Raw genomic sequence first — 26651 nt, forward strand, 5'->3', positions numbered from 1 at the left:
CGAGCTCTCGATCCTTCGGTAAGTGGTCAGGTGTGCTCCCATCGTCAACGATCACGGGCGGTGATGCATTCCTGACGGGAGAATTCCGAAGCCACACCTGCCCCGCGAGGCGCATGTCACGCCCGGTAGAGCGCTTCGACCTCGTTCTCGTACGCCTTCTCGATCGCCTTCCGCTTCAGCTTGAGGGACGGGGTCAGCAACCCGTGCTCCTCCGTGAACGGCTGGGCCAGTATGCGGAAGGTGCGGATCGACTCGGCCTGCGAGACGAGGGTGTTGGCGGCGACCACCGCGCGGCGCACCTCCGTCTCCAGATCCGCGTCGCGCACCAGCTCCGCCGGGGACATCTGCGGCTTGGCCCGCATGGCCAGCCAGTGCTCCACGGCCTCCTGGTCGAGGGTGACCAGGGCGGCGATGTACGGGCGGTCGTTGCCGACGACGATGCACTGGTTGACCAGCGGATGGTCCCGGACGCGTTCCTCCAGCACCCCGGGCGAAACGCTCTTGCCGCCGGAGGTGACCAGGATCTCCTTCTTGCGGCCGGTGATGGTGAGGAAGCCGTCCTCGTCCAGCGCACCGAGGTCACCGGTGGCGAGCCAGCCGTCGTGCAGGGTGGCGTCGGTGGCCTTCTGGTTGTTGAGGTACCCCTGGAAGACGTTCTCGCCGTGCAGCCAGATCTCGCCGTCGTCCGCGATGTGGACGGTCATGCCCGGGATGGGCTGCCCGACCGTGCCGAAGCGGGTGCGCCCGGGCGGATTGGCGGTCGCGGCGGCCGTGGACTCCGTCAGGCCGTAGCCCTCGTAGATGTGCACGCCCGCCCCGGCGAAGAACAGGCCCAGGCGGCGGTCCATCGCCGAGCCGCCCGACATGGCGTGCTTGATGCGGCCGCCCATCGCGGCGCGGATCTTGGAGTAGACCAGCTTGTCGAAGAGCTGGTGCTGCATGCGCAGGCCCGCCGACGGGCCGGGGCCGGTGCCCCAGGCCTTGGCCTCCATCGCGTCGGCGTACTTGATGGCGACCTCGACGGCCTTCTCGAAGGGGCCGGAGCGGCCCTCCTTCTCGGCCTTGCGGCGGGCCGCGTTGAACACCTTCTCGAAGATGTACGGCACGGCCAGGAAGAACGTCGGCTTGAACGCGGCCAGGTCGGGCAGCAGGGCCGCCGCGTTCAGCTGCGGCTGATGGCCGAACTTCACCTTGCCGCGGATTCCGGCGACCTGGACCATCCGGCCGAAGACATGGGCGAGCGGCAGGAACAGCAGCGTCGCCGCCTCGTCGCCGCGCCGGGAGTGGAACAGCGACTCCCAGCGTTCGATGACGGTGTCCGCCTCGAACATGAAGTTGCCGTGCGTGAGGAGGCAGCCCTTCGGGCGGCCGGTGGTGCCCGAGGTGTAGATGATCGTGGCGACCGACTCGGGGGTGACGGCCTGCCGGTGGCGGTGCACGACCTCGTCGTCGAGGTGCGCGCCCGCGTCGTACAGCTCGTGCACGGCGCCGGAGTCGAGCTGCCACAGCCGGCGCAGCTGGGGCAGCCGGTCGATGACGGTGGCGATCGTCATCGCGTGGTCCTCGTGCTCCACGACCGCGGCCGTCACTTCGGCGTCGTACAGCATCCAGAAGCACTGCTCGGCCGAGGACGTGGGGTAGACCGGCACGACCTGGGCGCCGATCGTCCACAGCGCGTAGTCGAACAGGGTCCACTCGTAGCGCGTACGGGACATGATCGCGACCCGGTCGCCGAACCGGATGCCGCTCGCCAGCAGCCCCTTGGCCAGCGCGAGCACCTCGTCGCGGAACTCGGCGCTGGTGACGTCCCGCCACTGGCCGGACTCGTCCTTGCGGCCCAGCGCGATGTGCAGCGGGTCTTCCTGGGCATGCTCGAAGACCACGTCGGCCAGACCGCCCACCGGAGGCGCCAACGCCAACGGCGGGATGGTGAACTCGCGCAAACCCCGCTCCCCGCTCCTCAGCGCTCCTGTCGAGTGACGTCCCGCACAGCGCCAGGAAAGCTACCCCACCCGGACAGGGGGCGGGAGGGGGTGCGAAGACGGGCATCGCTCCGGGCCGCGCTGGTCAGCGAGGGAAAAAGCGCTCACATGGGGAAGGGTCGGACACAATCCTGACGGTCGAGTAAGTTTCGGTGCCGTAATCTCCACCGAATCTGTACGAGTCCGGCCGCGGCGCGACGGGCAGTGAGGCGGGCCCTCTTCTGTCAGCGGGACAGCGGCGGATTGTGTCACTCCGGTTCGTCACAGCCCCTTGCGCCCGCTGCGGTGCAGCCGGTCCCCGCCCGCCAGGATCGCCGCCGTCAGAGCGTCCGCCGCGCCCTGGGCGGAGGGCCGGCGGCGGCCGCGGACGAGCACGAAGTCGACCTGGCCCAGTTCCGGCAGCCCCGCCCGGTCCGGGACCCGGACCAGCGCCGGCGGGATGAGCCCGCGGGAGTGCGCCATCACGCCGAGGCCGGCGCGGGCCGCCGCGACGAGGCCGTTGAGGCTGCCGCTGGTGCACACCACCCGCCACTGCCGGCCCTGCCGCTCCAGGGCCTCCAGGGCGAGCGCGCGGGTGATGCCCGGCGGCGGGTAGACGATGAGCGGCACCGGGCGGTCCGGGTCGAGCCGGAGGCGTTCCGCGCCGATCCACACCAGCCGGTCGTGCCGGACCAGCTCGCCCCGCGGGTCCTCGGGCCGCCGCTTGGCCAGGACGAGGTCCAGCTTCCCGGCGGCCAGCTGCTCGTGCAGCGTGCCCGACAGCTCGACCGTCAGCTCCAGGTCGACCTCCGGGTGCTCGTGCCGGAAGCCCTCCAGGATCTCCGGCAGCCGGGTCAGCACGAAGTCCTCCGAGGCGCCGAAGCGCAGCCGGCCGCGCAGCCGGGTGCCCGCGAAGAACGCCGCCGCCTGCTCGTGCACCTCCAGGATCCGGCGCGCGAAGCCGAGCATGGCCTCGCCGTCCTCCGTCAGCTCCACCGAGTGCGTGTCCCGGGTGAACAGCGTCCGCCCGGCGGCGTCCTCCAGCCGCCGCACGTGCTGGCTGACCGTCGACTGCCGCAGCCCGAGCCGCCGCGCGGCCTGCGTGAAGCTCAGCGTCTGCGCCACCGAAAGGAACGTGCGCAGCTGGGACGGGTCGTACATGGCGCCAGGTTATCGCGGAACGTGATGACAGTGAGTGCCGTATACGGGATTCCCGATCGCCGGGCCGGGGAGCAGGATGGAAGGGGGCCGCTGCGGCCCCGGACCGACCGAAGTACCAAGCAAGTGGAGCACCGTGAAACGCCTGCACTGGCCGAGTTGGATGCCGATCGACCCCTACATCCTGCTCCTCCTCGGGACGGTGGGCCTCGCCGCACTGTTCCCGGCGCGCGGGTCGGCCGCCGATGTCGCCTCCGGTGCCTCCACGGCCGCGGTCGCCCTCCTCTTCTTCCTCTACGGCGCGAGGCTCTCCACGCGCGAGGCGCTCGACGGACTGCGGCACTGGCGCCTCCATGCCACCGTCCTGGCCTGCACCTTCCTCGTCTTCCCGCTGCTCGGGCTCGCGGCCCGCGGGCTGGTGCCGGTGATCCTGACGCACCCGCTCTACCAGGGCCTGCTCTTCCTCACGCTGGTCCCGTCGACCGTCCAGTCGTCGATCGCCTTCACCTCGATGGCCCGCGGCAACGTGCCCGCCGCGATCTGCGCGGGGTCCTTCTCGTCCCTGGTCGGCATCGTCGCCACACCGCTGCTCGCCGCATCGCTGCTCGGAGGCAGCGGGGGAGGGTTCTCCGCCGACTCGCTGCTGAAGATCGTGCTGCAGCTGCTGGTCCCCTTCCTCGCCGGGCAGCTGCTGCGGCGCTGGATCGGCGGCTTCGTCACCCGCCACAAGCAAGTCCTCGCGCTGGTGGACCGCAGCTCGATCCTGCTCGTCGTCTACACCGCGTTCAGCGTGGGCGTGGTCCAGGGCATCTGGCACCAGGTCAGCCCCGCCCGGCTCGGCGGGCTGGTCGTCGTCGAGGCGGTCATCCTCGCCGTGATGCTGCTGCTCACCTGGTACGGCGGCAAGGCGCTGCGCTTCGGCCGGGCGGACCGGATCGCGATCCAGTTCGCCGGCTCGAAGAAGTCCCTGGCCGCCGGGCTGCCCATGGCGAGCGTCCTGTTCGGCGCGCAGGCGGCGCTCGCCGTGCTGCCGCTGATGCTCTTCCACCAGATGCAGCTGATCGTGTGCGCGGTGATCGCCAAGCGCCGCGCCCGGGAAGCGGCGGGGGAGGTCAGCGCGCCGCAGCCAGCCGCAGCGACACGAACCTCGGTCGGTACAGGGACACGTTCCGGCTGAGCTGGGCGGCGGCGCCCGTCATCTCCAGCCAGTTGACGTCGTAGCTCAGGACGAGCCGTCCCTCACCGCTCAGCACCGGATGCGCCTGCGGGTTGTAGGCGGCCACCTGCCCCTGCGGCAGCGGCGGGCTGAACTCTCCCGCCGGACCGTGCCACGGCCCGGCGGGGGAGCAGGCCCAGTAGGACGCCACGGTGGTCAGCCCCTTCGCGCCGGCGGCCATCGTGAACAGCACGTACGTGCCGCCGTCCCGGACGACCGTGAAGGCGCTGCCCACGCCCTTGCGCTGCCCGTCCCCGAGCACCGGCCGGGGCCGGGCGCGGGGCACCCACGCCGAGCCGCTCCAGTACTGCCACGCCGCCGGGTCCGCGAGCGCGCCCTTGGGGACACGGGCGGCGTACGCGTGCGAGACGGGGCGGGCGGCGGGCCGGCCGTCGTCGCCGCCGAACACATACGTCCAGCCGTCCTCCTCGACCAGCGTGGTGCCGAACAGCACACGCCGGGACGGGTCGGCGACCGGCCGCTGGTCGAGCACCTCGGTGATCGACTCCAGGCGCAGCCCGGGCAGCGACAGGGTGGCGACCTCGGTCGCGGTGGGCACGCCGTAGATCCAGGGGGACTGTCCCGCCGTGCGCACCCACAACAGCACCCGGACGACCTGCTCCGAGGAACCGGGGGAGCGGGGTTCGACGCGGGCGGCGACCGGCCAGCGCCACTGGTCCGGTGCCGGGTCGGCGAACAACGGGGCGGGCAGGGTGGCTTCGAGGCGGCCGTCGCGCATCAGCACCGCCGAGTTGCGCACCAGCGGCGTGCCGGCGTCCCGCCAGGCGTAGGACTCGCCGTGCGGGTTGGGCGGACCGTGGACCCGGCCCAGATAGGTGTCCGAGAACAGCCACAGCACCCGGCCGTCCGGCAGCCGCACCGAGTGGGTGCCGTCGCCGCCGGTCCAGTCGTCCGTGCGGCCCGCGTCGTCGCCGTAGCGGGCGAACTCGGCGGTGAGGCCGTCGTCCGCCTTCCAGGAGCCGACCGTCAGCGCCCGGCAGGCGTCGTCGTCCGGACCGTCGTCGCCGGGCAGGGCGATGAGCAGTGCGGCGCCGAGAACCAGGACCAGCAGCAGGCCGATCCCGGTTCCCGTGCGCTGTCGTGCTCGTAATGCTCCTGAGTCGTCGGGCACGCTGTGTGACGTTAGTTGCTGCCGCTCACCTGGTCCATGGGCAGCCACAGCACCGTGCCCCGCGAGGCCGCGCCCGAGGCGCCGGCGGCCAGCTCCTCGTCGCTCAGCGCCCGGTCCCAGACCCGGACGTCGTCGATCGCCCCGGTCAGGAACGCCCGGCTGTCCATGCGCTGGCCGATGTGCACGCCGAACGGGGAGTTGCGGCTGACCGAGCCCGCCACGTCCGCCGTGCCGAGCGCCTCGCCGTCGAGGAAGAGCGTCAACTGCCCTCCGCCGCGGCGCAGGGCCAGATGGTGCCAGCGGCCGTCGTTGTGGGCTCCGTCGGTCGACACCGAGGCGGACCTGACGGTCGTCGCGCCGGACCGGGTGGTGATCAGCCCGCGGACCCGGTTGCTCGCCGGTTCGCCCCGCAGCCAGATCTGCGGCTGGGTGGTGCCGATGCCGCCCATCCACAGGAAGGGCTGCTCGCCGGTCGTGGCCGTGTAGCGGAAGTGCAGCGAGGCCGTGAAGTCCCCTTCCCCGAGTGGGAGCCGGGACCGGAAGGGCAGCCGGACGGCGTCATCGGTGCCGTCGAACGACAGCGCACCGCCGCGGACACCGGCCGTCCGCGCGGCACCGCCGAGCACGGCCGCGGGTCTGGCGCCCGCCGCCGCGTCGCGCGTGGTCGGGTCGGCGCCTCTGCGGGGTTTCAGCCAGTCCTCGGTGAAGCGGGCGAAGCGGATCTCGTCGCGGGCGTCGACCGCGCCGCCCTCGTACAGCAGGCCCACCGTCCCGCCGCCCACGGCCGCCATGTCGGAGTAGCCGGACCAGTCCGTGGTGACGACCGTGCCCCGGTCCACGCTCTCCCAGGTCCGTCCGCCGTCGTAGGAGGAGCGGACCATCATCGTCCGGCGGCGGTCGGGGTCGGCCGGGGCGGACAGCAGCATCCGGCCACCGAGACGCAGGGTCGCGCCCTGGACCTGCGGGGTGTACAGGTCCGGAAGGTCGCGGAAGGGGGTGGCGAAGCTGTCGCCGCCGTCGAGGCTGAGGGTCTGGGAGCGGTGGCCCAGGTCGGTGCCGTCCTGCTCCCGGCCGCTGACGAGCAGGGCGCCGTCGGAGCGCTCGGTGAGCGTCACCTCGGACGGCTTCTGCCGGAACGTGCCGTCCTGCGCTATGGGCCAGGTGTCCGTGGCGCCGACCCGCCAGGAGTCGCCGCCGTCGTCGCTGACGACGAGCGCGGCGTGGTTGGCGGAGACGTGGCTGCCGTTCCACGTCTCGGTGTTGACGCCGAACACCAGCCGCCCGGCGTGCTTGCCGCGGGTCAGCTGGATGCCGTGCACGGGCCCGGTCGCGTACCAGGAGTTCCAGTGCCCGGGCAGGATCTCGTCGCTCAGATCGCGCGGCTGCGACCAGGTCCGGCCGTCGTCGTCGCTGTACTGCAGATGGGGGGTGCGGTCGCAGGGGACGGAGCAGTTGCCGGCGTCCGTGCGGCCGGTGTTGAACGTCTCGGCCAGCAGGATCCGGCCGGTTCCGCGGTCCACGACCGGGGCCGGGTTGCCGTGCGTGTCGCCCGCGCCCTCGGTGACGACCTGGAGCGGCCCCCAGGTGCGGCCGCCGTCGGTGGAGCGCTTGACGACGATGTCGATGTCGGCGGCGTCACCGCAGTTGAGGACGCGGCCCTCGGCGAAGGCGAGCAGCGTGCCGCTGGTGGTGCGCACGACCGCCGGGATCCGGAAGCAGGCGTAGCCCGGGTCCTGGGACGCCTTGAAGAGCACCTGCTGGTCGAACCCGTCGGATGCGGACGTGGGTTGGCCGTGTGCCGGAGCGGTGGGCGCGAGCAGCGCCCCGGCGGCGACGGCGGCTGTCAGGGTGGATCTCAGACGTGCGCGAAGACGTGACGGCATGGTGCGACCTGCCCTTCATGCGTCGGTCGGCTGGACCACCCGGACATGGGAACAGACATCCGGTCATCCGGACATCCCATGTCCAATGTGTGGGTCACAGACGGTACTTGGGTTACAGACCCCCCACAAGCAGCGTGCGTCAGGGGATCAGGACGACCTTGCCCAGGTTGGACCGGCCCTCGATCTCCCCGTGCGCCTTCGCCGCGTCCTCCAGGGCGAACTGCCCGTGCACGACCGGCCTCAGCTCTCCCGCCTCGAACAGTCGCCACAGTTCCTCGCGCCACTGCTCGTACAACTCCGGCTTCCCGCGGGCGATACGGGCCATCTGGAACCCGATCACCGACTTGGCGTCCACGAGCAGGTCGTACGCCTGGATGGTGCCGCCGCCCGAGCTGTACGCCACCAGCCGCCCCTCGGGGACGAGCGCGTGCAGGGCCGGGGTGAGCAGCTCACCGCCGACCGCGTCCAGGACGTAGTCGACCGGTGTGCCCCAGCCGTTGTCGCCGTACGTGATGACGTGGTCGGCGCCGAGGCCCCGGACGAAGCCGGCCTTGGCCGGGTCGGAGACGGCTCCCACCACCCGTCCGGCGCCGCGCGTCCTGGCCAGCTGCACGGCCAGGTGGCCGACCCCGCTGGCGGCCGCGGTGACCAGGGCCGCCTCGCCCGGCTGGGGGCGGGCCGCCTCCAGGGTGCCGAGGGCCACCAGGCCGCCGCGGACCAGGGCGACCGCGTCGACGGCGCTCGCCTGTGCCGGAATCGGTGAGGTCATGGTCTCGTGCAGCACCGCGAAGTCGGCGTAGCCGTGGCCGAAGCACAGGCCCGTCACCCGGTCGCCGGTGCCGAAGCGGGTGACGCCCTCGCCGACGGCCGTGACCTCCCCGGCGATCTCACCGCCGAGTGGGCCGGGCTCGGCCGCCTCGCCGACCTTGCGGACGACCGGGAGCGTGACGCCGATCGCCTCCGTGCGCACGAGCAGCTCCCCCGGCCCCGGCGCGGGGAGCGGGGCCTCTTCCACGAACAGGGGGCCGCCTCGGGATTCGTAGCGGACGCGGCGCATCGCACCTCCGGGGTCGTTGGCGGTCCCAACGGATTCATGGGGAAGCCCAACGGTATAGGAGGATCATAGGAAGAACCAACGATTTTGTGGTTAGGCTGCGGCCATGTCGGAAGCACCCCTGCCCGCGATCCGCTCCCTGCCCAGCTGGCTCCTCGGCCGCGCCGCCGCCCGAGGCCGGGCCCTGGTGGCCGCTGCGCTGGCCGAGGAGGACATGAGGATGTGGCACCACGTGGTGCTGTCCGCCGTCCGCGACCTCGGCCCCGTCGCACAGGCCGACCTCGGCCGCGGGGTCCGGCTGGACCCGAAGGACCTGGTCGGCGTCCTCAACGACCTCCAGGCGGCGGGGCTGGTGGTACGTGAGCCGGACCCGAAGGACCGCCGCAAGAACGCGGTGTCCCTCACGGAGCGGGGGGCCCGGCTGCTGAAGCGATGCGAGAAGGCGGCCCGCGCCGCCAACGACGAACTGCTCGCACCGCTGTCGGCGGCCGAGCGGGAGCAGTTCACGGCCATGCTGCTCCGGATATCCGCCGCGGCGGACTAGGCGGGACGCCCCGGGCAGGCCGAGACGGGGCCCCTGCGGCGCAGGGGGCGCTCCCCGCCGGTCGGGGCCCCGCCGCCGTGTCGCGGGGGAACCTGTTCAGCCCTGGGCGGCCGCGGCCCGCAGAGCGATCCGGTCCTCACCCGCGTACACGTTCATGGAGCTGCCCCGCAGGAAGCCCACCAGCGTCAGGCCCGTCTCGGCCGCCAGGTCCACCGCCAGCGAGGACGGCGCCGACACGGCCGCCAGGACCGGTATGCCGGCCATCACGGCCTTCTGCGCCAGCTCGAACGAGGCCCGGCCCGAGACGAGCAGGATCGCCCGGGACAGCGGTAGCTCCCCGTTCTGCAGGGCACGGCCGACCAGCTTGTCGACCGCGTTGTGCCGGCCCACGTCCTCCCGGACGTCCAGCAGCTCGCCCTCCTCCGAGAAGAGGGCCGCCGCGTGCAGGCCCCCGGTCCGGTCGAAGACCCGCTGGGCCGCGCGCAGCCGGTCGGGCAGGCTCGCGAGCAGTTCGGGAGTGACCCGGACCGGGGGAGTGTCGGCGATGGGCCAGCGGGCCGTGGTGCGCACCGCGTCCAGCGACGCCTTGCCGCACAGCCCGCAGGACGACGTCGTGTAGACGTTGCGTTCCAGCGTGATGTCGGGGACGACCACGTCCGGGGCCGTCTGCACGTCGACCACGTTGTACGTGTTCACCCCGTCGGCCGTGGCGCCCGCGCAGTAGACGATGTTCCGCAGGTCCGACCGCGCGCCCAGCACCCCCTCGCTCACCAGGAAACCCGCCGCCAGGGCGAAGTCGTCGCCCGGGGTGCGCATGGTGATCGCCAGCGGCTTGCCGTTGAGCCGGATCTCCAGGGGCTCCTCGGCGACGAGCGTGTCCGGGCGGCTGGAGACCGCCCCGTCGCGGATGCGGAGAACCTTGCGTCGTTCCGTGACTCGTCCCATGTCCTGATCAGTCCCGGTTCTGTACGTGCTGGTAGCCGAAGCGGCCCTTGATGCAGAGGTTGCCGTGGGTCACCGGGTTGTCGTGCGGCGAGGTGACCTTCACGATCTCATTGTCCTGCACGTGCAGCGTCAGGTTGCAGCCCACTCCGCAGTACGCGCACACCGTGGTCGTCTCCGTCTGGGCGGACTCGTCCCACGTACCCGCCGCCCGCATGTCGAACTCGGACTTGAACGACAGCGCGCCCGTCGGGCACACCTCGATGCAGTTGCCGCAGTACACGCACGCCGAGTCGGTGAGCGGTGCGTCGTGCTCCACGGCGATCCGGGCGTCGAAGCCGCGCCCCGCGACCGAGATCGCGAAGGAGTTCTGCCACTGGTCGCCGCAGGCGTCGACGCACTTGTAGCAGAGGATGCACTTGTCGTAGTCGCGCACATACAGGTCGTTGTCGACCTTCGGCTCCTCGTTCAGCCGGGCCGCGTCCGGACCGAAGCGGTCCGGCTTCGCCTCGTACTCCTTGAGCCACCCGGCGACCTTCGGGGTGGTCGACAGGTCGACCGAGGACGCGAGCAGCTCCAGGACGACCTTGCGGCTGTGCCGGGCGCGCTCGGTGTCCGTGCGGACCTCCATGCCCGGCTCCGCCTTGCGCGAGCAGGCCGGGACGAGCGTCCTGGCCCCCTCGACCTCGACGACACAGACCCGGCAGGCGTTCTTGGGGCGCAGGGTGTCGCCCTCGCACAGGGTCGGGACGTCCTTCCCGGCCGCCCGGCAGGCGTCCAGGATGGTCGAGCCCTCGGGGACCCGGGCCTCCTCGCCGTCGAGGGTGAACTCCAGCATGCGGCGCGGGATCCCCAGCGGTGTGACGGTCATTCGTACGCCCCCAGACGGTCGATGGCGGATTCCACGGCGTTCCACGCGGTCTGTCCGAGACCGCAGATCGAGGCGTCCCGCATCGCGCGGCCGACCTCCCGCAGCAGCGCGATGTCACCGGCGGCGTCGGCGCCCGTGCGCTCCACGATCCGGTGCAGCGCCTCCTCCTGCCGTACCGTCCCGACCCGGCACGGTACGCACTGCCCGCACGACTCGTCCCGGAAGAACTCCGCGATGCGCAGCAGCAGCCGGGGCAGGGGCACGCTGTCGTCGAAGGCCATCACCACCCCCGAGCCGAGGGTCGTGCCGGCTTCGCGCGTGCCCTCGAAGGTGAGCGGGACGTCCAGCTCGTCGGCGCGTACGAAACCGCCGGCCGCCCCGCCGAGCAGCACCGCCCGCAGCCCCTCGCGCACCCCGGCCAGGGTGAGCACGTCCCCGAGCGTCGCGCCGAACGGCACCTCGTAGACACCGGGCCGCATTACGCTCCCGGACACGCAGAACAGCTTCGGCCCGGTGGAGCGGCCGGTGCCGATCGCCGCGTACGCCGGGGCGCCCATGGTCAGGATCGGCAGCACGTTGACCAGCGTCTCCACGTTGTTCTCGACCGTCGGCTTGCCGAACAGGCCCTTCTCCACCGGGAACGGCGGCTTGGAGCGCGGCTCGCCCCGGTAGCCCTCGATGGAGTTGAACAGGGCCGTCTCCTCACCGCAGATGTAGGCGCCCGCGCCGCGCCGGATCTCGATGTCGAAGGCGTAGCCCTGCCCGAGCACGTCGTCGCCGAGCAGTCCGCGCGCACGGGCCTGCCCGATCGCGTGCTCCAGCAGGTGCAGGGCGCGCGGGTACTCGCCGCGCAGATACAGGTAGCCCCGGTGGGCGCCGGTCGCGTACCCGGCGATCGTCATGGCCTCGATCAGCGCGTACGGGTCGCCCTCCATGAGCACCCGGTCCTTGAAGGTGCCCGGCTCCGACTCGTCGGCGTTGCAGACGAGGTAGTGCGGACGGTCGGGCTGGGACGCCGTGGCCTGCCACTTGCGGCCGGTGGGGAAGGCGGCGCCGCCACGTCCGACCAGGCCCGAGTCGGTGACCTCGCGGATGACCCCGGCCGGACCCAGCTCGAAGGCCCGGCGCAGGGCGGTGTAGCCGCCGTGGGCGCGGTAGTCGTCGAGGGACGACGGGTCGACCACGCCGACCCGGTGCAGCAGCATCAGACCGTCCTGCCCCGCCTGCGGTACCGCCAGCGCGGCGGGCGGTTCCTCCGGCGCGGAGCCGGGCGAGCCGGCGGCGAGCACGGCCTCCTCGACGGTCGCCGGCGCGGAGACCGCCGTACGGACGGGGTCCCCGGCCTTGATCGCGAGCGCGGCCGGGGCCCGTTCGCACAGGCCCAGGCACGGGCTGCGCTCGACACTGACCCCGCTGCCCAGGCCCAGCCGTGTCTCGATCCCGGCACACAGCTCCGGCGCCCCGGCCGCCGCGCACGCCAGGTCCGTGCACACGTGCAGCACGGTCGCCGGACGCGGCTTGACCGAGAACATGGCGTAGAAGGTGGCGACCCCGTAGGCCTCCGCCGGCGGCACCGTCAGCCGCCGGCACAGGTAGTCGAGGGCGCCCTCGCTGATCCAGCCGATCCGGTCGTTGACGGCGTGCAGCCCCGGCAACAGCAGGTCGCGCCGGTCCCGGGCCTCACGTCCGCCACGGGCCCACCGCAGGTCGGCGTCCGAGCGGTCGGCGCCCTCCCAGGAGGACTCGGGAGGCCCGAGCAGGGCGTCGACGGCCGCCCGTTCCTCGTCCGTCGGTTTGCTGTCACCGAAGTGCAGGTCCACAGTGCGTCACCCCACGATGGTCGCGATGGGCAGCTTCTCGATCCGGATCGCCGACGCCTTGAACTCAGCCGTCCCGGCGATCGGGCAGTTCGCCTCGATCGTCAGGGCGTTGGTGTCCACCTCGTCGGGGAAGTGCATGGTCATGAAGGCGAGCCCGGGCCGCAGTGCGGTGTCCACCCACACCGGCGCGGTCACCGACCCGCGCCGCGAGGTCACCTGGACCTGCTCGCCGACCACGACCCCGTAGCGCTCGGCGTCCTCCGGGCTCAGCTCGATGAACTCGCCGCGCCTGAGCGGCGAGGCGTAACCGCCGCTCTGCACACCGGTGTTGTACGAGTCGAGCCGCCGCCCGGTGGTGAGCCGGATCGGATAGCGGTCGTCGGTGAGGTCCACGGGAGGGTCGTGCTGCACGAGGCCGAAGGGCGCGAGCGGGCCGCGCCTGGAGGGGTCGGTCTCCCACAACCGGCCGTGCAGATAGCTGGGTTCGATGCCGTCCGTGCTCGGGCAGGGCCACTGGATGCCCTGGTGCTCCTCCAGGCGCTCGTACGTCATGCCGTAGTGGTCGGGCGAGACGGCCCTCAGCTCGTTCCACACGGTCTCGGCGTCGGCGTACTTCCAGTCGTGGCCGAGGCGGGCGGCGAGGTCGCAGATGATGTCGATGTCCTCGCGGGCCTCGCCGGGCGGAGTGACGGCCTTGCGGACGCGCTGGACCCGCCGCTCGCTGTTGGTGGTCGTGCCGTCGGTCTCCGCCCAGCCGGCGGTGGCCGGCAGGACGACGTCCGCGAGCTCGGCGGTCTTCGTCAGGAAGATGTCCTGCACGACCAGGAAGTCCAGGGCCTTCAGCCGCCGCACGGCCTGCTCGCTGTCGGCCTCGGACTGGGCCGGGTTCTCGCCGATGCAGTACACGGCCCGCAACGAGCCGTCCTCCATGGCCTCGAACATCTCCGTGAGGTTCAGGCCGTAGTGCGGCTGGATCACCGTGTCCCAGGCCGACTCGAACTTGAGCCGCACGTCCGGGTCGAGGAGGTCCTGGAAGCCGGGCAGCCGGTTGGGGATCGCCCCCATGTCGCCGCCGCCCTGTACGTTGTTCTGCCCGCGCAGGGGCTGCAGGCCAGAGCCGTAGCGGCCGACGTGCCCGGTGAGCAGCGACAGGTTGATCAGGGCGCGGACGTTGTCGGTGCCGTTGTGGTGCTCGGTGATGCCCAGGGTCCAGCACAACTGGGCCCGTTCGGCCCGGGCGTAGGCGTGCGCCAGCTCGCGGATCGCCGCCGCCGGCACGCCCGTCACCTTCTCGGCGAGCGACAGCGTCCACGGTTCGACCAGGGCCTTGTACTCCTCGAAGCCGGTGGTGGCCCGCTGGATGAACGCCTCGTTGGCGAGCCCCGCGTGGATGATCTCGCGGCCGACCGCGTGGGCCAGCGGGATGTCCGTGCCGACGTTGAGCCCCATCCAGCTCTCCGCCCACTCGGCGGTCGAGGTGCGGCGCGGATCGACGGCGTACATCCGGGCGCCGTTCCTGATCCCCTTCAGCACGTGCTGGAAGAAGATCGGGTGCGCGAACCGGGCGTTGGAGCCCCACATCACGATGACGTCGGTGTGCTCGATCTCCTCGTACGACGACGTCCCGCCGCCCGAGCCGAACGCCGCCGACAGGCCCGCCACGCTCGGGGCGTGACAGGTGCGGTTGCAGGAGTCGACGTTGTTGGTGCCCATGACGACCCGGGCGAACTTCTGCGCCACGTAGTTCATCTCGTTGGTGGCGCGGGCGCAGCTGAACATGCCGAAGGCGTCGCGGTTGCGCCCGATGCCCAGGGCGGCCCGGTCCAGGGCCTCCTCCCAGGTGGCCTGCCGGAACGGCTCGTCGCGGGAGTCCCGGACGAGGGGGTGAGTGAGCCGGGTGTAGGTCTTGGGGGTCCGGTCGCGTTTCCTCATGCGGCGCTCCTCAGCGCGAGCAGGTCCGAGATGGCGTGCACGGTGCGCAGGGTGGGCACCTCGACGCCGGTGATCTCCGCCAGCTCGACCACCGCCGCCAGCAGCACGTCGAGTTCCAGCGGCTTGCCGCGCTCCAGGTCCTGGAGCGTGGAGGTGCGGTGGTCGCCGACCCGCTCGGCGCCCGCGAGCCGGCGTTCGATGGAGACCCCGACCTCGCAGCCGAGGGCCCCGGCGACCGCCAGCGTCTCGGCCATCATGATCTCGATGACCTTGCGGGTGCCGCCGTGCAGACACATCTGCCGCATGGTGGCGCGGGCGAGGGCGCTGATCGGGTTGAAGGAGATGTTGCCGAGCAGCTTGACCCAGATGTCGCTGCGCAGGTCCGGTTCGACCGGGCACTTCAGCCCGCCCGCCTGCATGGCCTCACTGAAGGCGAGACAGCGGGCGGAGCGGCTGCGGTCGGGCTCGCCGATGGAGAACCGCGTGCCCTCCAAATGCCGGACGACGCCCGGCCCTTCGAGCTCGGTCGCCGCGTAGACGACACAGCCGACGGCCCGTTCGGGCGCGAGCACCGCACTGACCGCGCCGTCCGGGTCGACACTCTCGACACGGTGGCCGTCGTACGGGCCGCCGTGCCGGTGGAAGTACCACCAGGGGATGCCGTTCTGAGCCGCGACGACCGTGGTCGTCCCGTGCAGCAAGGGCGCGATCAGCGGCCCGCACGCCGCGTACGCGTTGGCCTTCAGGCCCAGGAAGACATGGTCGACCGGGCCGACCTCGGCCGGGTCGTCGGTGGCGTGGGGGTGCGCGGTGAAGTCGCCGCGTGGGCTGCGCACCCGGACTCCGTGCTGCCTCATGGCCGCCAGATGCGGTCCACGGGCGATGAGATGCACCTCGGCACCCGCGCGGTGGAGCGCGGCGCCGACGTAGGCGCCGATGGCACCGGCGCCGAGAACTGCGACTTTCACGAGAACACTCCGTTCGGTTTGAGGGATACCGCGGAGGTGGCTGCCGTCCGGCCGCCCGACGGGTCGCGTATGGCTCGCGGACGGCTTGTGTCGACGAAATATTGTCTACAGTATGGAGGTTGGGGCGGCAAGGGTCCGTGCGTCGACCGTTCGGCGCATGCTGGATACCGCTCACCGCATACGGTCGACGCTCCGTCTTCTCAACTCCCCTGCGGATCCCTACCGTCCGGGGTTCATGAGTCCCCCAGTCGCGCCCCCGGGCTGGAGCCGCTGGCTCGTTCCGCCCGCCGCTCTCTCCGTCCATCTCTCCATCGGCCAGGCCTACGCCTGGAGCGTGTTCAAACCGCCCCTGGAGTCCGCGCTCGGCCTCAGCGGCACCCAGAGCGCGCTGCCCTTCCAGCTGGGCATCGTCATGCTGGGCCTGTCCGCCGCGTTCGGCGGCACGCTCGTGGAGCGCAAGGGCCCGCGCTGGGCGATGACCGTCGCCCTGATCTGCTTCTCCTCCGGCTTCCTGCTCTCCGCGCTGGGCGCGTCCCTGGAGCAGTACTGGCTGATCGTGTTCGGCTACGGCTTCGTCGGCGGCATCGGTCTCGGCATCGGCTACATCTCGCCCGTCTCCACCCTGATCAAGTGGTTCCCGGACCGGCCCGGCATGGCCACCGGCATCGCCATCATGGGCTTCGGCGGCGGCGCGCTCATCGCCTCGCCGTGGTCGGCCCAGATGCTGGAGTCGTTCGGCGGCGACAGCTCCGGCATCGCGCTCGCGTTCCTCGTGCACGGGCTGTCGTACGCCGTGTTCATGCTGCTGGGTGTGCTCTTGGTCCGGGTGCCTCCTGCCGAGAAGCCCGTGGAGAGCGGGCCGAGTGTTCTCGCCGGCCCGCAGGTCTCCGCGAACCAGGCCATCCGCACCCCGCAGTTCTGGTGCCTGTGGGTCGTGCTCTGCATGAACGTCACCGCCGGCATCGGCATCCTGGAGAAGGCCGCGCCGATGATCACGGACTTCTTCGCGGACACCTCCACCCCGGTGTCGGTGACGGCCGCCGCCGGTTTCGTCGCACTGCTGTCGGCGGCGAACATGGCGGGCCGCATCGGCTGGTCGTCGACGTCCGACCTCATCGGCCGTAAGAACATCTACCGCGTCTACCTGGGCGTCGGCGCGATCATGTACGCGCTCATCGCCCTCTTCGGCGACTCCTCCAAGCCCCTGTTCGTCCTGTGCGCGCTGGTCATCCTCTCCTTCTACGGCGGTGGTTTCGCCACGATTCCGGCGTATCTGAAGGATTTGTTCGGTACGTACCAGGTCGGCGCCATCCACGGGCGGCTGCTCACCGCCTGGTCCACGGCCGGGGTGCTCGGCCCGCTGATCGTGAACTGGATCGCCGACCGGCAGGAGGAGGCGGGCCGGCACGGCGCGTCCCTGTACGGGCTGTCCTTCGTCATCATGATCGGGCTGCTCGTCGCCGGCTTCGTCGCCAACGAACTGGTCCGGCCCGTCGACCCCCGCCACCACGTCCCCGCCCCGAAGGAGGCCGCCCATGCCGAGCGACAGCAGTCAGAGTCCGCCTAGCCCGGACCGGCGGTGGCTGATCGCCATCGCCTGGGTGTGGGTGGGCGTGCCGCTCGCCTACGGGTTGTACGAACTGGTGCGGAAGGCGACGCAGCTGTTCACCGGGTAGGGGTTGACAGGTGCCCGGGCGTCCGAGGTGCTGACAGAAGCTACAACCCCGGCCCCCGTTTCCTGTCGCCTTGGCTGCCGCCGTACCCGTGAGTCACTGATCAGACTGGTGGATCCGCTACCCAAGGCAACGAGGGGGACCCACCCAATGAACGGCTCGCGCATCGCCGCCGTCGGCCACTACCAGCCCGCCAAGGTGCTCACCAACGAGGACCTGGCGGGCCTGGTGGACACCAGTGACGAGTGGATCAGGAGCCGGGTGGGCATCCGCACGCGCCACATCGCGGGCCCCGACGAGCCGGTCGACGAACTGGCCGCCCACGCCGCCGCCAAGGCCCTGGCCGCCGCCGGTCTGAGCCCGGCCGACATCGACCTGGTGCTGGTCGCCACCTCCACCGCCATCGACCGCTCGCCCAACATGGCCGCCCGGGTCGCGGCCCGCCTGGGCATCCCGCAGGCCGCCACCATGGACCTCAACGTCGTGTGCGCCGGCTTCACCCACGCCCTGGCCACCGCCGACCACGCCGTTCGCGCGGGGGGCGCGAGCCGGGTGCTGGTCGTCGGGGCCGACAAGATGTCCGAGGTGGCCGACTGGAGCGACCGCACCACGTGCGTGCTCGTCGGCGACGGGGCGGGCGCCGCGGTGGTGGAGGCCGCCGACGAGCCGGGCATCGGGCCGGTGCTGTGGGGCTCGGTGCCCGAGATGGGCAACGCGGTGCGCATCGAGGGCACCCCCCCGCGCTTCGCCCAGGAGGGGCAGAGCGTCTACCGCTGGGCCACCACGCAGCTGCCGCCCATCGCACGCCGGGCCTGCGAGCGGGCCGGTCTGGAACCGGCCGACCTCGCCGGAGTCGTGCTGCACCAGGCGAACCTGCGCATCATCGAACCCCTCGCGGAGAAGATCGGCGCCGTCAACGCCGTCGTCGCGCGCGACGTCACCGAGTCCGGCAACACCTCGGCCGCGAGCATCCCGCTGGCCTTCTCGAAGCTCATCGAGCAGGGAGCGGTCGCCACGGGTGACCCGGTGCTGCTGTTCGGCTTCGGCGGGAACCTGTCGTACGCGGGGCAGGTCGTGCGCTGCCCCTGAGCCGGGCCGGTGTGACGCGGTCAACTCCCCGAAACGCTGGCTCTTGTGCGCCGTAGACTGTAGACGAAAGACAATCGATACTTACTCTGCGGCGATACCGGCTCGCGCCGCGCTGTGCACGGCCCTGCCGAGGAGGGGGACCGCGATGCTGTCGACAGGCCTGCCCCAAGGGGCGGTACCCAAGTTGGAACGCCCGGGTCCGCTGCGCGACCGTGTCTACGAGGCACTGCTCGAACTCATCACCACCCGTGCGCTGCAGCCCGGCCAGCACCTCGTGGAGAGCGAACTCGCCGGGCACCTCGGGGTCTCCCGGCAGCCCGTGCGTGAGGCGCTGCAGCGGCTCAACACCGAGGGGTGGGTCGATCTGCGGCCCGCCCAGGGCGCGTTCGTGCACGAGCCGACGGAGGAGGAGGCCGACCAGCTCCTCACGGTCCGTACGCTCCTGGAGGCCGAGGCGGCCCGGCTCGCGGCGGCGGGCGCGGACAGCGCGGGCATCGCCGCCCTGGAAGCGCTGTGCGCGGAGGGCGAGAAGGCCGTCGAGGCCGACGACGTGGACGGGGCCGTCGCCATGAACGCCCGCTTCCACGCCAAGATCATGGAGCTGGCCGGCAACGCGGTCCTCGCCGAACTCGCCGCCCAGGTCGACCGGCGTGTGCGCTGGTACTACACGCCGGTGGCCCGGCAGCGCGGCCACCAGTCCTGGATCGAGCACCGCGAACTGATCGCCGCGGTCGCCGGCCGGGACGAACAGCGCGCCACCCAACTGATGCGCGACCACACGGAGCACACGCGCCGGTCGTACCACGCGCGTTCGCCCTCGTAGCACCCCCGCAGCCGCCCTGCGGCGCGAGCACCCGTCACCGCTGCTTTGTCCTGTGAGTGGAAAAAGTGGGGGGCAATTCCTGCGCGACTTCTTCCCACCTCCGGCAGCCGCTGCTACGTTCCCTCCGAAAGCACGCCACCGGGGGTGGCGGAAAACCGGCACGCACAGGCCGATCGAGGCGGGGAGGGGCTCGTGAGACGCATGACCGCACGACCCGCGAACGCCCACCAGGCCCGGCTGCTCACGCTGTTGCGCGACGGCGGCCCCAACTCCCGTGCCCAGCTGGGGGACCAGGTCGACCTCTCGCGGTCCAAGCTGGCCGTGGAGGTGGACCGGCTGCTGGAGACGGGGCTGGTGGTGGCCGACGGACTCGCCGCCTCGCGCGGTGGACGCCGGTCCCACAACATCCGGCTCAACCCCGAACTGCGCTTCCTCGGCGTCGACATCGGCGCGACCTCGGTCGATGTCGCCGTCACCAACGCCGAACTGGAGACCCTCGGGCACCTCAACCACCCCATGGACGTGCGCGAAGGCCCCGTCGCGGTCTTCGAGCAGGTCCTCGCCATGGCCGCGAAACTGAGGGCCTCCGGGCTCGCGGAAGGGTTCGACGGCGCCGGCATCGGCGTCCCGGGCCCGGTCCGCTTCCCCGAGGGCATCCCGGTGGCACCGCCGATCATGCCCGGGTGGGACGGCTTCCCCGTCCGGGAGGCGCTCAGCCAGGAACTCGGCTGCCCGGTCATGGTCGACAACGACGTGAACCTCATGGCGATGGGGGAGCAGCACGCGGGCGTCGCCCGCACCGTCGCCGATTTCCTCTGTGTCAAGATCGGCACCGGCATCGGCTGCGGCATCGTCGTCGGCGGTGAGGTGTACCGCGGTACGACGGGCAGCGCCGGCGACATCGGGCACATCCAGGCCGTCCCCGACGGGCGCCCCTGCGCCTGCGGCAACCGGGGCTGCCTGGAGGCCCACTTCAGCGGGGCGGCCCTGGCCCGCGACGCCGTGGAAGCCGCCCAGCAGGGGCTCTCGGCCGAACTGGCCTCGCGGCTGGAGACGAACGGCGGCCTCACCGCCGTCGACGTCGCCGCCGCGGCCTCCGCCGGTGACGCCACCGCCCTCGACCTGATCCGCGAGGGCGGCAACCGCACCGGCCAGGTCATCGCCGGCCTGGTCAGCTTCTTCAACCCGGGCCTGGTGGTGATCGGCGGCGGGGTGACCGGCCTCGGCCACACCCTGCTCGCCGCGATCCGCACCCAGGTCTACCGCCAGTCGCTCCCGCTCGCGACCGGCAACCTGCCCATCGTCCTGGGCGAGCTGGGCCCCACCGCCGGAGTCATCGGCGGCGCCCGGCTCATCAGCGACCACCTCTTCTCACCCGCGTAAGCACCGAGTCCAGTACGGCGTACCAGCACCGCGCCCTGCGCAGTGCCCTGCTCCGCTTCGCTCCGCCCTGCCCTGAAACCGGCCCGCACGCCCGCCAAGGGGACCTCATGGCACCAGAACCACCACTGCTCAGCATGTCCGGCATCACCAAGTCGTTCCCCGGAGTCCGGGCCCTCGACGGCGTCGCTCTCGACGTCCAGGCCGGTGAGGTGCACTGTCTGCTCGGTCAGAACGGGGCCGGCAAGTCCACCCTCATCAAAGTGCTGGCCGGCGCACACCAGCCCGACACCGGCGGCATCCGCTGGCGGGGCGAGGAGGTGACGCTCCGTTCGCCGATCGCCGCCATGCGCCTCGGCATCGCCACCATTTACCAGGAACTCGACCTGGTGGAGCACCTGTCGGTCGCCGAGAACGTGCACCTGGGACATGAGCCGACCACCGCCGGGTTCGTCGTGCGCGGCAAGACGGCCAGGGCGTCAACGGCCGCTCTGCTGAAGCGACTCGGGCACCCTGAGATCGACCCGGCACGGCTGGTGGGGGAGCTGTCCGCGGCCCAGCAGCAGATCGTGTCCATGGCCCGGGCGCTCTCCCACGACGTGCGGCTCATCGTGATGGACGAGCCGTCCGCCGCCCTCGACCCGGACGAGGTCGACAACCTCTTCCGCATCGTCGGCGACCTCACGGCCGCGGGGGTCGCCGTCGTCTACATCTCGCACCGCCTGGAGGAGATCCGCCGCATCGGCGACCGGGTGACGGTGCTGAAGGACGGGCGGGCCGTCGCGAACGGACTCCCGGCCAAGTCCACCCCGACCCGCGAGGTCGTCGCCCTGATGACCGGCCGCAACGTCGAGTACGTCTTCCCGGACCGGCCCGCCTCCCTGCCGCCCGCCGAGCCCGTGCTGAAGGTCCAAGGGCTGTCGCGGGAAGGGGAGTTCGAGCCCTTCGACCTGGAGGTGCGGCCCGGCGAGATCGTCGGCCTCGCCGGACTCGTCGGCTCGGGCCGCTCCGAGATCCTGGAGACCGTCTACGGCGCCCGCAAACCGACGACCGGTCAGGTACAGGTCGACGGCAGGGCCCTGAAGCCCGGCAGCGTACGGGCGGCCGTCCGGGCCGGCCTCGGGCTCGCCCCCGAGGAACGCAAGGCGCAGGGCCTGCTGATGCTGGAGTCGGTCACCCGCAACGTGTCGGTCTCCTCCATGTCCCGCTTCGCACGCGCCGGCTGGATCGACCGGGGCGCCGAACTCGGCGCCGCCCGGGCCGCGACCCGCGAGCTGTCGCTGCGGCCCGACAACCCGTCCGTTCCCGTCCGCACCCTGTCCGGCGGCAACCAGCAGAAGGCGGTCCTCGCCCGTTGGCTGCTGCGCGGCTGCAAGGTGCTGCTGCTCGACGAACCCACCCGCGGCGTCGACGTCGGCGCCCGCGCCGAGCTCTACGCGGTCATCCGCCGACTCGCCGACGAGGGCCTCGCCGTGCTGCTGGTCTCCAGCGAGGTGCCCGAGGTCCTCGGCCTCGCCGACCGCGTCCTGGTGCTGCGGGAGGGCCGTGTGGTCCACACGGCACCCGCGCGTGAACTCGACGAACACCGCGTACTCGACCTGGTCATGGAAGGAAGCCCGGCGTCATGACGCAGCCCGTCTCCCCGCCGCTGGACAGCAGCACCGACAAGGTGCCCCCGGCCGGGCCCCCCGCCTGGCGGGGCCTGCTGATCCGCGCCGACGTCCGCACGCTGTCCCTGCTCGGCGTGCTCGCCGTGCTGATCCTCATCGGCGGTATCACCAAGCCCGACGAGTTCCTCGACACCCGCAACCTGCAACTCGTCCTCACCCAGGCCTCGGTGATCGGTGTCGTCACCGTCGGCATGACCTTCGTCATCGTCTCCGGCGGCATCGACCTGTCGGTCGGCGCGATCGTCGCCCTCGCCTCCGTGTGGGCCACCACCGTCGCCACCCAGGAGTACGGCTTCGCCGGCATCCTCTTCACGGCGATCGTCGTCGGAGTCGGCTGCGGCCTGGTCAACGGGGTGCTCATCGCCTACGGCGCGATGGTGCCGTTCATCGCCACCCTCGCCATGCTGGCCTCCGCCCGCGGTCTGGCCCTGCAGATCACCGACGGCAAGACACAGATCGTCACCGTGCCGTCCGTCCTCGACCTGGGGGAGCGAGACGCCTACGTCCTCGGCATCCCGCCGCTGGTCATGGTGTTCGCCGTCGTCACGGTCATCGGCTGGCTGGTGCTCAACCGCACCACCTTCGGACGCCGCACCGTCGCCGTCGGCGGCAACCCGGAGGCCGCCCGGCTCGCCGGCATCGACGTCCGCCGGCAGCGGCTCTACCTCTACCTGCTGTCGGGGCTGTGCTGCGGTATCGCCGCGTTCCTGCTGATCGTCCTGGCCGGCTCCGGCCAGAACACCAACGGCAACCTCTACGAACTGGACGCCATCGCCGCCGCGATCATCGGCGGCACCCTGCTCACCGGCGGCCGGGGCACCATCACCGGCTCGGTCCTCGGCGTCCTGATCTTCACCACGATCACCAACATCTTCGCCCTGAACAACCTGCAGAGCGACGTCCAGCAGATCGCCAAGGGCGCGATCATCGTCGCCGCCGTGCTGGTCCAGCGCCGTACCGCGAGCACGACCTGAGGAAAGGGTTCACCGCCATGCCAGAGCACATGCCTTTCGCGAGCCGCAGAGGGCTGCTCTTCGGAGCCGCCGCCGTCTCCGCAGGTGCCCTCATCACGGGGTGCACCAGCAACGAGCCCTCCGACTCCAAGGACGAACCGGCGGGCAACAACCAGCCGGCCGCCGACGACAAGCCCGGCAAGCAGGTCACCATCGGCTTCGCCGGACCCCAGGCCGACCACGGCTGGCTCAACGCCATCAACGACAACGCCAAGAGCCGTGCCGAGAAGTACTCCGACGTCACCCTGGAGATCACCGAGGGCTCCAACGACACCGCCCAGCAGATCGGCCAGATCGAGACCCTCATCAACAAGAAGGTCGACGTCCTGGTCGTGCTGCCCGCCGACGGCAAGGCCCTCACCCAGGTCGGCCTGAAGGCGATGCGCGCCGGCATCCCCGTCGTCAACCTCGACCGGATCTTCAACACCCCGCAGGCGTACCGCTGCTGGATCGGCGGCGACAACTACGGCATGGGCCTCAACGCCGGGCACTACATCGGCGAGAAGCTCAAGGGCAAGTCCGGCGCCCGCGTCATCGAGCTGGCCGGCCTGGACAACCTGGAGCTCACCAAGCAGCGCACCCAGGGCTTCGACGACGCCCTGAAGAACTACCCCGACATCAAGAAGGTCGCCCGCCAGGCCGCCGAGTTCACCGTCGAGTCCGGCCAGGCCAAGATGGCCCAACTGCTACAGGCCCAGCCGAAGTTCGACGCGCTGTGGAACCACGACGACGACCAGGGCGTGGGGGCGCTGCGCGCCATCGAGCAGGCCGGGCGCGACGACTTCCTGATGGTCGGCGGCGCCGGCGCGCTCTCCGCCTTCCAGGCCATCAAGCAGGACGACGGCGTGCTCAAGGCGACCGTGCTGTACCCGCCGACCATGGCCGCCTCCGCGATCGACCTCGCCCGCGCCCTCGGCCAGAGCAAGGGCATCGGAGGCCTCGCCGAGTTCGAGATCCCGTCGTCGCTCACGCTCTACTCGGCCGTCGTCGACAAGACCAACGTCGACCAGTACATGTCCACCGGCTTCAAGTGAGCCACCCCGCACCCCCCACGTGCGCCACCCCGACCAGGACGAGGAGGACACCCGTATGGGACAGCCGCAGGAGCAGCCAGAGGGGACCGAGGCAGGCAAGCCACCCCTACGCGTGGGGATGGTGGGCTACGCCTTCATGGGCGCCGCCCACTCCCAGGGCTGGCGCACCGCGGGCCGCGTCTTCGACCTGCCGCTGAACCCCGTGCAGGCCGTGATCTGCGGCCGGGACGCCGCCGCCGTCCGCGCGGCGGCCTCCCGGCACGGCTGGGCCTCCACCGAGACCGACTGGCGGGCCCTCGTCGAACGCGACGACGTCGACCTCGTCGACATCTGCACCCCCGGCGACAGCCACGCCGAGATCGCGCTGGCCGCCCTGGCCGCGGGCAAGCACGTGCTGTGCGAGAAGCCCCTCGCCAACACCGTCGAGGAAGCCACCTCGATGGTCCTGGCGGCCGAGGAGGCGCACGCACGCGGCCAGGTGGCCATGGTCGGCTTCAACTACCGCCGGGTGCCCGCCACCGCCCAGGCCCGCCGCATGGTCGCCGAGGGCCGCCTGGGCAGGCTGCGGCACGTGCGCGTGACGTACCTCCAGGACTGGCTGGTCGACCCGCAGTTCCCGCTGACCTGGCGGCTGCGCAGGGAGCAGGCCGGCTCGGGCTCGCTCGGCGACCTGGGGGCGCACATCGTCGACCTCGCGCAGTACCTGGTGGGGGAGCCGCTGGCGGGTGTCTCCGCGCTGACGGAGACCTTCGTACGGGAACGGCCCCTGCCCACCGGCGCGACGAGCGGGCTGTCCGCCGTCACGTCCGCCGGCACCGGCCAGGTCACCGTCGACGACGCCGCGCTGTTCACCGCCCGCTTCCCCTCCGGCGCCCTCGCCTCCTTCGAGGCCACCCGCTACGCCACCGGCCGCAAGAACGCCCTGCGCATCGAACTCAACGGCGAGCGCGGCTCGCTCGCCTTCGATCTGGAGCGGCTCAACGAGCTGTCCTTCCACGACGCCACCGAGCCGGGCGCGGAAGCGGGCTTCCGCCGGATCCTCGTCACCGAACCCGAGCACCCCTACCTGGAGGCCTGGTGGCCGCCGGGGCACGGCCTCGGCTACGAGCACACCTTCGTCCACCAGGCCCGCGACCTCGTCCACGCCATCGCCGAGGGCCGGCGCCCCGAACCCTCCTTCGCCGACGGGCTGCAGGTGCAGCGCGTGCTCGCGGCGGTGGAGGAGAGCGCCGAGAAGAACTCCGTCTACACGCCGATCGCGGTCTGAGGAGGCACATTTCGATGCCGCGCACTTTCACGCTCTTCACCGGCCAGTGGGCGGACCTGCCCCTGGAGGAGGTCTGCCGCCTGGCCCGCGACTTCGGCTACGACGGTCTCGAACTCGCCTGCTGGGGAGACCACTTCGAAGTCGACAAGGCGCTTTCCGACCCGGGGTACCTCGACGGTCGCCGGGCCCTGCTCGACAAGTACGGCCTGAAGTGCTGGGCGATCTCGAACCACCTGGTCGGCCAGGCCGTCTGCGACGCCATCATCGACGAACGCCACCAGGCCATCGTGCCCGACGTGGTGTGGGGCGACGGAGACCCGGAAGGGGTCAGGCAGCGGGCCGCCGAACGCATGAAGGACACCGCCCGGGCCGCGGCCGCCCTCGGGGTGAACACCGTCATCGGGTTCACGGGCTCCGCCATCTGGCACCTGGTCGCCATGTTCCCGCCCGCCCCCGACGCGATGATCGAACGGGGCTACCAGGACTTCGCCGACCGCTGGAACCCGATCCTGGACGTCTTCGACGCCGAGGGCGTGCGGTTCGCGCACGAGGTCCACCCGAGCGAGATCGCCTACGACTACTGGACCACGCAGCGCGCCCTCGACGCCGTCGGCCGGCGCCCGGCCTTCGGTCTCAACTTCGACCCCTCCCACTTCGTGTGGCAGGACCTCGACCCGGTCGGCTTCCTCTGGGACTTCCGCGACCGGATCTACCACGTCGACTGCAAGGAGGCCCGCAAGCGCCTGGACGGACGCAACGGCCGGCTCGGTTCCCACCTGCCCTGGGGCGATCCGCGGCGGGGCTGGGACTTCGTCTCCGCCGGGCACGGTGACGTGCCGTGGGAGGACGTCTTCCGGATGCTGCGCTCCATCGACTACCAGGGTCCGGTCTCCGTCGAGTGGGAGGACGCCGGCATGGACCGCCTCCAGGGAGCGCCCGAGGCGCTGACCCGTCTCAAGGCCTTCGACTTCGAGCCGCCCAGCGCGTCCTTCGACGCCGCGTTCAACAGCTGAACCACGCTCCCGGCGCAGGTCGGGGACGGGGACCGGCAGCACCGCCGGTCCCCTCTCCGATCTGCACGGATCCTGCTTTGTCCCGTGCTGGGAGAAAGTACGGCCGAGTCCGTCCCAAGGGGTGTTCGCCCCGGACGGACGCGGTTACCGTCCTTGATGTGTTCAGGACACATGCACCTCCGGGGTGACGGCGCACCCCGGCGCCCGC

General features: G+C 71.7%; 22 protein-coding genes. 12 read left to right on the forward strand and 10 right to left on the reverse strand.

Annotation, left to right across the window (positions count from 1 at the left end):
• Positions 1 to 116 precede the first annotated feature (116 nt).
• Together A4E84_RS33680 and A4E84_RS33685 are read right to left on the reverse strand one after the other, a co-directional pair.
• Positions 117 to 1943, reverse strand: a complete 1827-nt coding sequence (locus A4E84_RS33680; RefSeq protein WP_062930155.1) for an AMP-dependent synthetase/ligase — start codon at positions 1941 to 1943, stop codon at positions 117 to 119.
• 300 nt (positions 1944 to 2243) lie between these two features.
• The gene (locus tag A4E84_RS33685) at positions 2244 to 3122 is read right to left on the reverse strand and encodes a LysR substrate-binding domain-containing protein (RefSeq protein WP_062930156.1); all 879 of its coding nucleotides are present in this window, start codon (positions 3120 to 3122) and stop codon (positions 2244 to 2246) included.
• A gap of 160 nt (positions 3123 to 3282) precedes the next feature.
• Here A4E84_RS33685 and A4E84_RS33690 point away from each other — a divergent pair, with 160 nt between their 5' ends.
• Positions 3283 to 4296 carry a bile acid:sodium symporter family protein gene (locus A4E84_RS33690; RefSeq protein WP_062930157.1) on the forward strand — a complete coding sequence of 338 codons (1014 nt, stop codon included), beginning with the start codon at positions 3283 to 3285 and terminating at the stop codon, positions 4294 to 4296.
• On the opposite strand, the gene A4E84_RS33695 is transcribed toward A4E84_RS33690, so the two are convergent.
• From A4E84_RS33695 to A4E84_RS33705, 3 genes are all read right to left on the reverse strand, one after another.
• Positions 4232 to 5467, reverse strand: coding sequence for a DUF4185 domain-containing protein (locus A4E84_RS33695; protein ID WP_062930158.1), 1236 nt, complete (start codon positions 5465 to 5467; stop codon positions 4232 to 4234). The genes A4E84_RS33690 and A4E84_RS33695 overlap by 65 nt on opposite strands.
• Before the next feature lie 11 nt (positions 5468 to 5478).
• The gene (locus A4E84_RS33700; protein ID WP_062930159.1) at positions 5479 to 7350 is read right to left on the reverse strand and encodes a sialidase family protein; all 1872 of its coding nucleotides are present in this window, start codon (positions 7348 to 7350) and stop codon (positions 5479 to 5481) included.
• A gap of 139 nt (positions 7351 to 7489) precedes the next feature.
• Positions 7490 to 8407, reverse strand: coding sequence for a quinone oxidoreductase family protein (locus A4E84_RS33705; RefSeq protein ID WP_062930160.1), 918 nt, complete (start codon positions 8405 to 8407; stop codon positions 7490 to 7492).
• 103 nt (positions 8408 to 8510) lie between these two features.
• On the opposite strand from A4E84_RS33705, the gene A4E84_RS33710 reads away from it, so the two are divergent.
• A complete protein-coding gene (locus A4E84_RS33710; protein ID WP_062930161.1) occupies positions 8511 to 8948 on the forward strand; it encodes a MarR family winged helix-turn-helix transcriptional regulator in 438 nt (145 codons plus the stop codon).
• 96 nt (positions 8949 to 9044) lie between these two features.
• On the opposite strand, the gene fdhD is transcribed toward A4E84_RS33710, so the two are convergent.
• From fdhD to A4E84_RS33735, 5 genes are read right to left on the reverse strand one after another with little or no spacing between them, the layout of a single operon-like run.
• Complete coding sequence (gene fdhD, locus A4E84_RS33715) at positions 9045 to 9893, reverse strand: formate dehydrogenase accessory sulfurtransferase FdhD (protein ID WP_062930162.1); 849 nt, start codon at positions 9891 to 9893, stop codon at positions 9045 to 9047.
• A gap of 7 nt (positions 9894 to 9900) precedes the next feature.
• Positions 9901 to 10761 carry a 2Fe-2S iron-sulfur cluster-binding protein gene (locus tag A4E84_RS33720; protein WP_062930163.1) on the reverse strand — a complete coding sequence of 287 codons (861 nt, stop codon included), beginning with the start codon at positions 10759 to 10761 and terminating at the stop codon, positions 9901 to 9903.
• Positions 10758 to 12581 carry an NAD(P)H-dependent oxidoreductase subunit E gene (locus A4E84_RS33725; RefSeq protein ID WP_062930164.1) on the reverse strand — a complete coding sequence of 608 codons (1824 nt, stop codon included), beginning with the start codon at positions 12579 to 12581 and terminating at the stop codon, positions 10758 to 10760. Before A4E84_RS33725 ends, A4E84_RS33720 begins: the two co-directional genes overlap by 4 nt.
• Before the next feature lie 6 nt (positions 12582 to 12587).
• Complete coding sequence (locus tag A4E84_RS33730; protein ID WP_062930165.1) at positions 12588 to 14513, reverse strand: molybdopterin oxidoreductase family protein; 1926 nt, start codon at positions 14511 to 14513, stop codon at positions 12588 to 12590.
• The gene (locus A4E84_RS33735) at positions 14510 to 15481 is read right to left on the reverse strand and encodes a 2-dehydropantoate 2-reductase (protein ID WP_062930166.1); all 972 of its coding nucleotides are present in this window, start codon (positions 15479 to 15481) and stop codon (positions 14510 to 14512) included. Before A4E84_RS33735 ends, A4E84_RS33730 begins: the two co-directional genes overlap by 4 nt.
• Before the next feature lie 235 nt (positions 15482 to 15716).
• Here A4E84_RS33735 and A4E84_RS33740 point away from each other — a divergent pair, with 235 nt between their 5' ends.
• The 10 genes from A4E84_RS33740 to A4E84_RS33780 all read left to right on the forward strand — a co-directional run bounded on the left by A4E84_RS33740 (position 15717) and on the right by A4E84_RS33780 (position 26443).
• The gene (locus A4E84_RS33740) at positions 15717 to 17048 is read left to right on the forward strand and encodes an OFA family MFS transporter (protein WP_062930167.1); all 1332 of its coding nucleotides are present in this window, start codon (positions 15717 to 15719) and stop codon (positions 17046 to 17048) included.
• Positions 17017 to 17157 carry an MFS transporter small subunit gene (locus tag A4E84_RS43590; RefSeq protein ID WP_167455424.1) on the forward strand — a complete coding sequence of 47 codons (141 nt, stop codon included), beginning with the start codon at positions 17017 to 17019 and terminating at the stop codon, positions 17155 to 17157. Before A4E84_RS33740 ends, A4E84_RS43590 begins: the two co-directional genes overlap by 32 nt.
• Positions 17158 to 17304: 147 nt before the next feature.
• On the forward strand, positions 17305 to 18243 hold the full coding sequence (locus tag A4E84_RS33745) for a beta-ketoacyl-ACP synthase III (RefSeq protein WP_062930168.1): 939 nt from the start codon (positions 17305 to 17307) through the stop codon (positions 18241 to 18243).
• 145 nt (positions 18244 to 18388) lie between these two features.
• Positions 18389 to 19066 (forward strand): GntR family transcriptional regulator, encoded by a 678-nt coding sequence (locus A4E84_RS33750; RefSeq protein ID WP_062930169.1) that lies wholly within the window; start codon positions 18389 to 18391, stop codon positions 19064 to 19066.
• 201 nt (positions 19067 to 19267) lie between these two features.
• Complete coding sequence (locus A4E84_RS33755) at positions 19268 to 20449, forward strand: ROK family transcriptional regulator (protein WP_062930170.1); 1182 nt, start codon at positions 19268 to 19270, stop codon at positions 20447 to 20449.
• A 107-nt stretch (positions 20450 to 20556) separates the two neighbouring features.
• Complete coding sequence (locus A4E84_RS33760; RefSeq protein WP_062930171.1) at positions 20557 to 22074, forward strand: sugar ABC transporter ATP-binding protein; 1518 nt, start codon at positions 20557 to 20559, stop codon at positions 22072 to 22074.
• Positions 22071 to 23090, forward strand: coding sequence for an ABC transporter permease (locus A4E84_RS33765; RefSeq protein WP_062930172.1), 1020 nt, complete (start codon positions 22071 to 22073; stop codon positions 23088 to 23090). Before A4E84_RS33760 ends, A4E84_RS33765 begins: the two co-directional genes overlap by 4 nt.
• Positions 23091 to 23107: 17 nt before the next feature.
• Positions 23108 to 24163: a substrate-binding domain-containing protein gene (locus A4E84_RS33770; RefSeq protein WP_062930173.1), complete on the forward strand. Its 1056-nt coding sequence runs from the start codon at positions 23108 to 23110 to the stop codon at positions 24161 to 24163.
• A 55-nt stretch (positions 24164 to 24218) separates the two neighbouring features.
• Positions 24219 to 25430 carry a Gfo/Idh/MocA family protein gene (locus tag A4E84_RS33775; RefSeq protein ID WP_062931715.1) on the forward strand — a complete coding sequence of 404 codons (1212 nt, stop codon included), beginning with the start codon at positions 24219 to 24221 and terminating at the stop codon, positions 25428 to 25430.
• Positions 25431 to 25444: 14 nt separating this feature from the next.
• Positions 25445 to 26443, forward strand: a complete 999-nt coding sequence (locus tag A4E84_RS33780) for a sugar phosphate isomerase/epimerase family protein (protein ID WP_062930174.1) — start codon at positions 25445 to 25447, stop codon at positions 26441 to 26443.
• Positions 26444 to 26651 lie beyond the last annotated feature (208 nt).

Source organism: Streptomyces qaidamensis (assembly GCF_001611795.1).
GTDB classification, from domain to species: domain Bacteria; phylum Actinomycetota; class Actinomycetes; order Streptomycetales; family Streptomycetaceae; genus Streptomyces; species Streptomyces qaidamensis.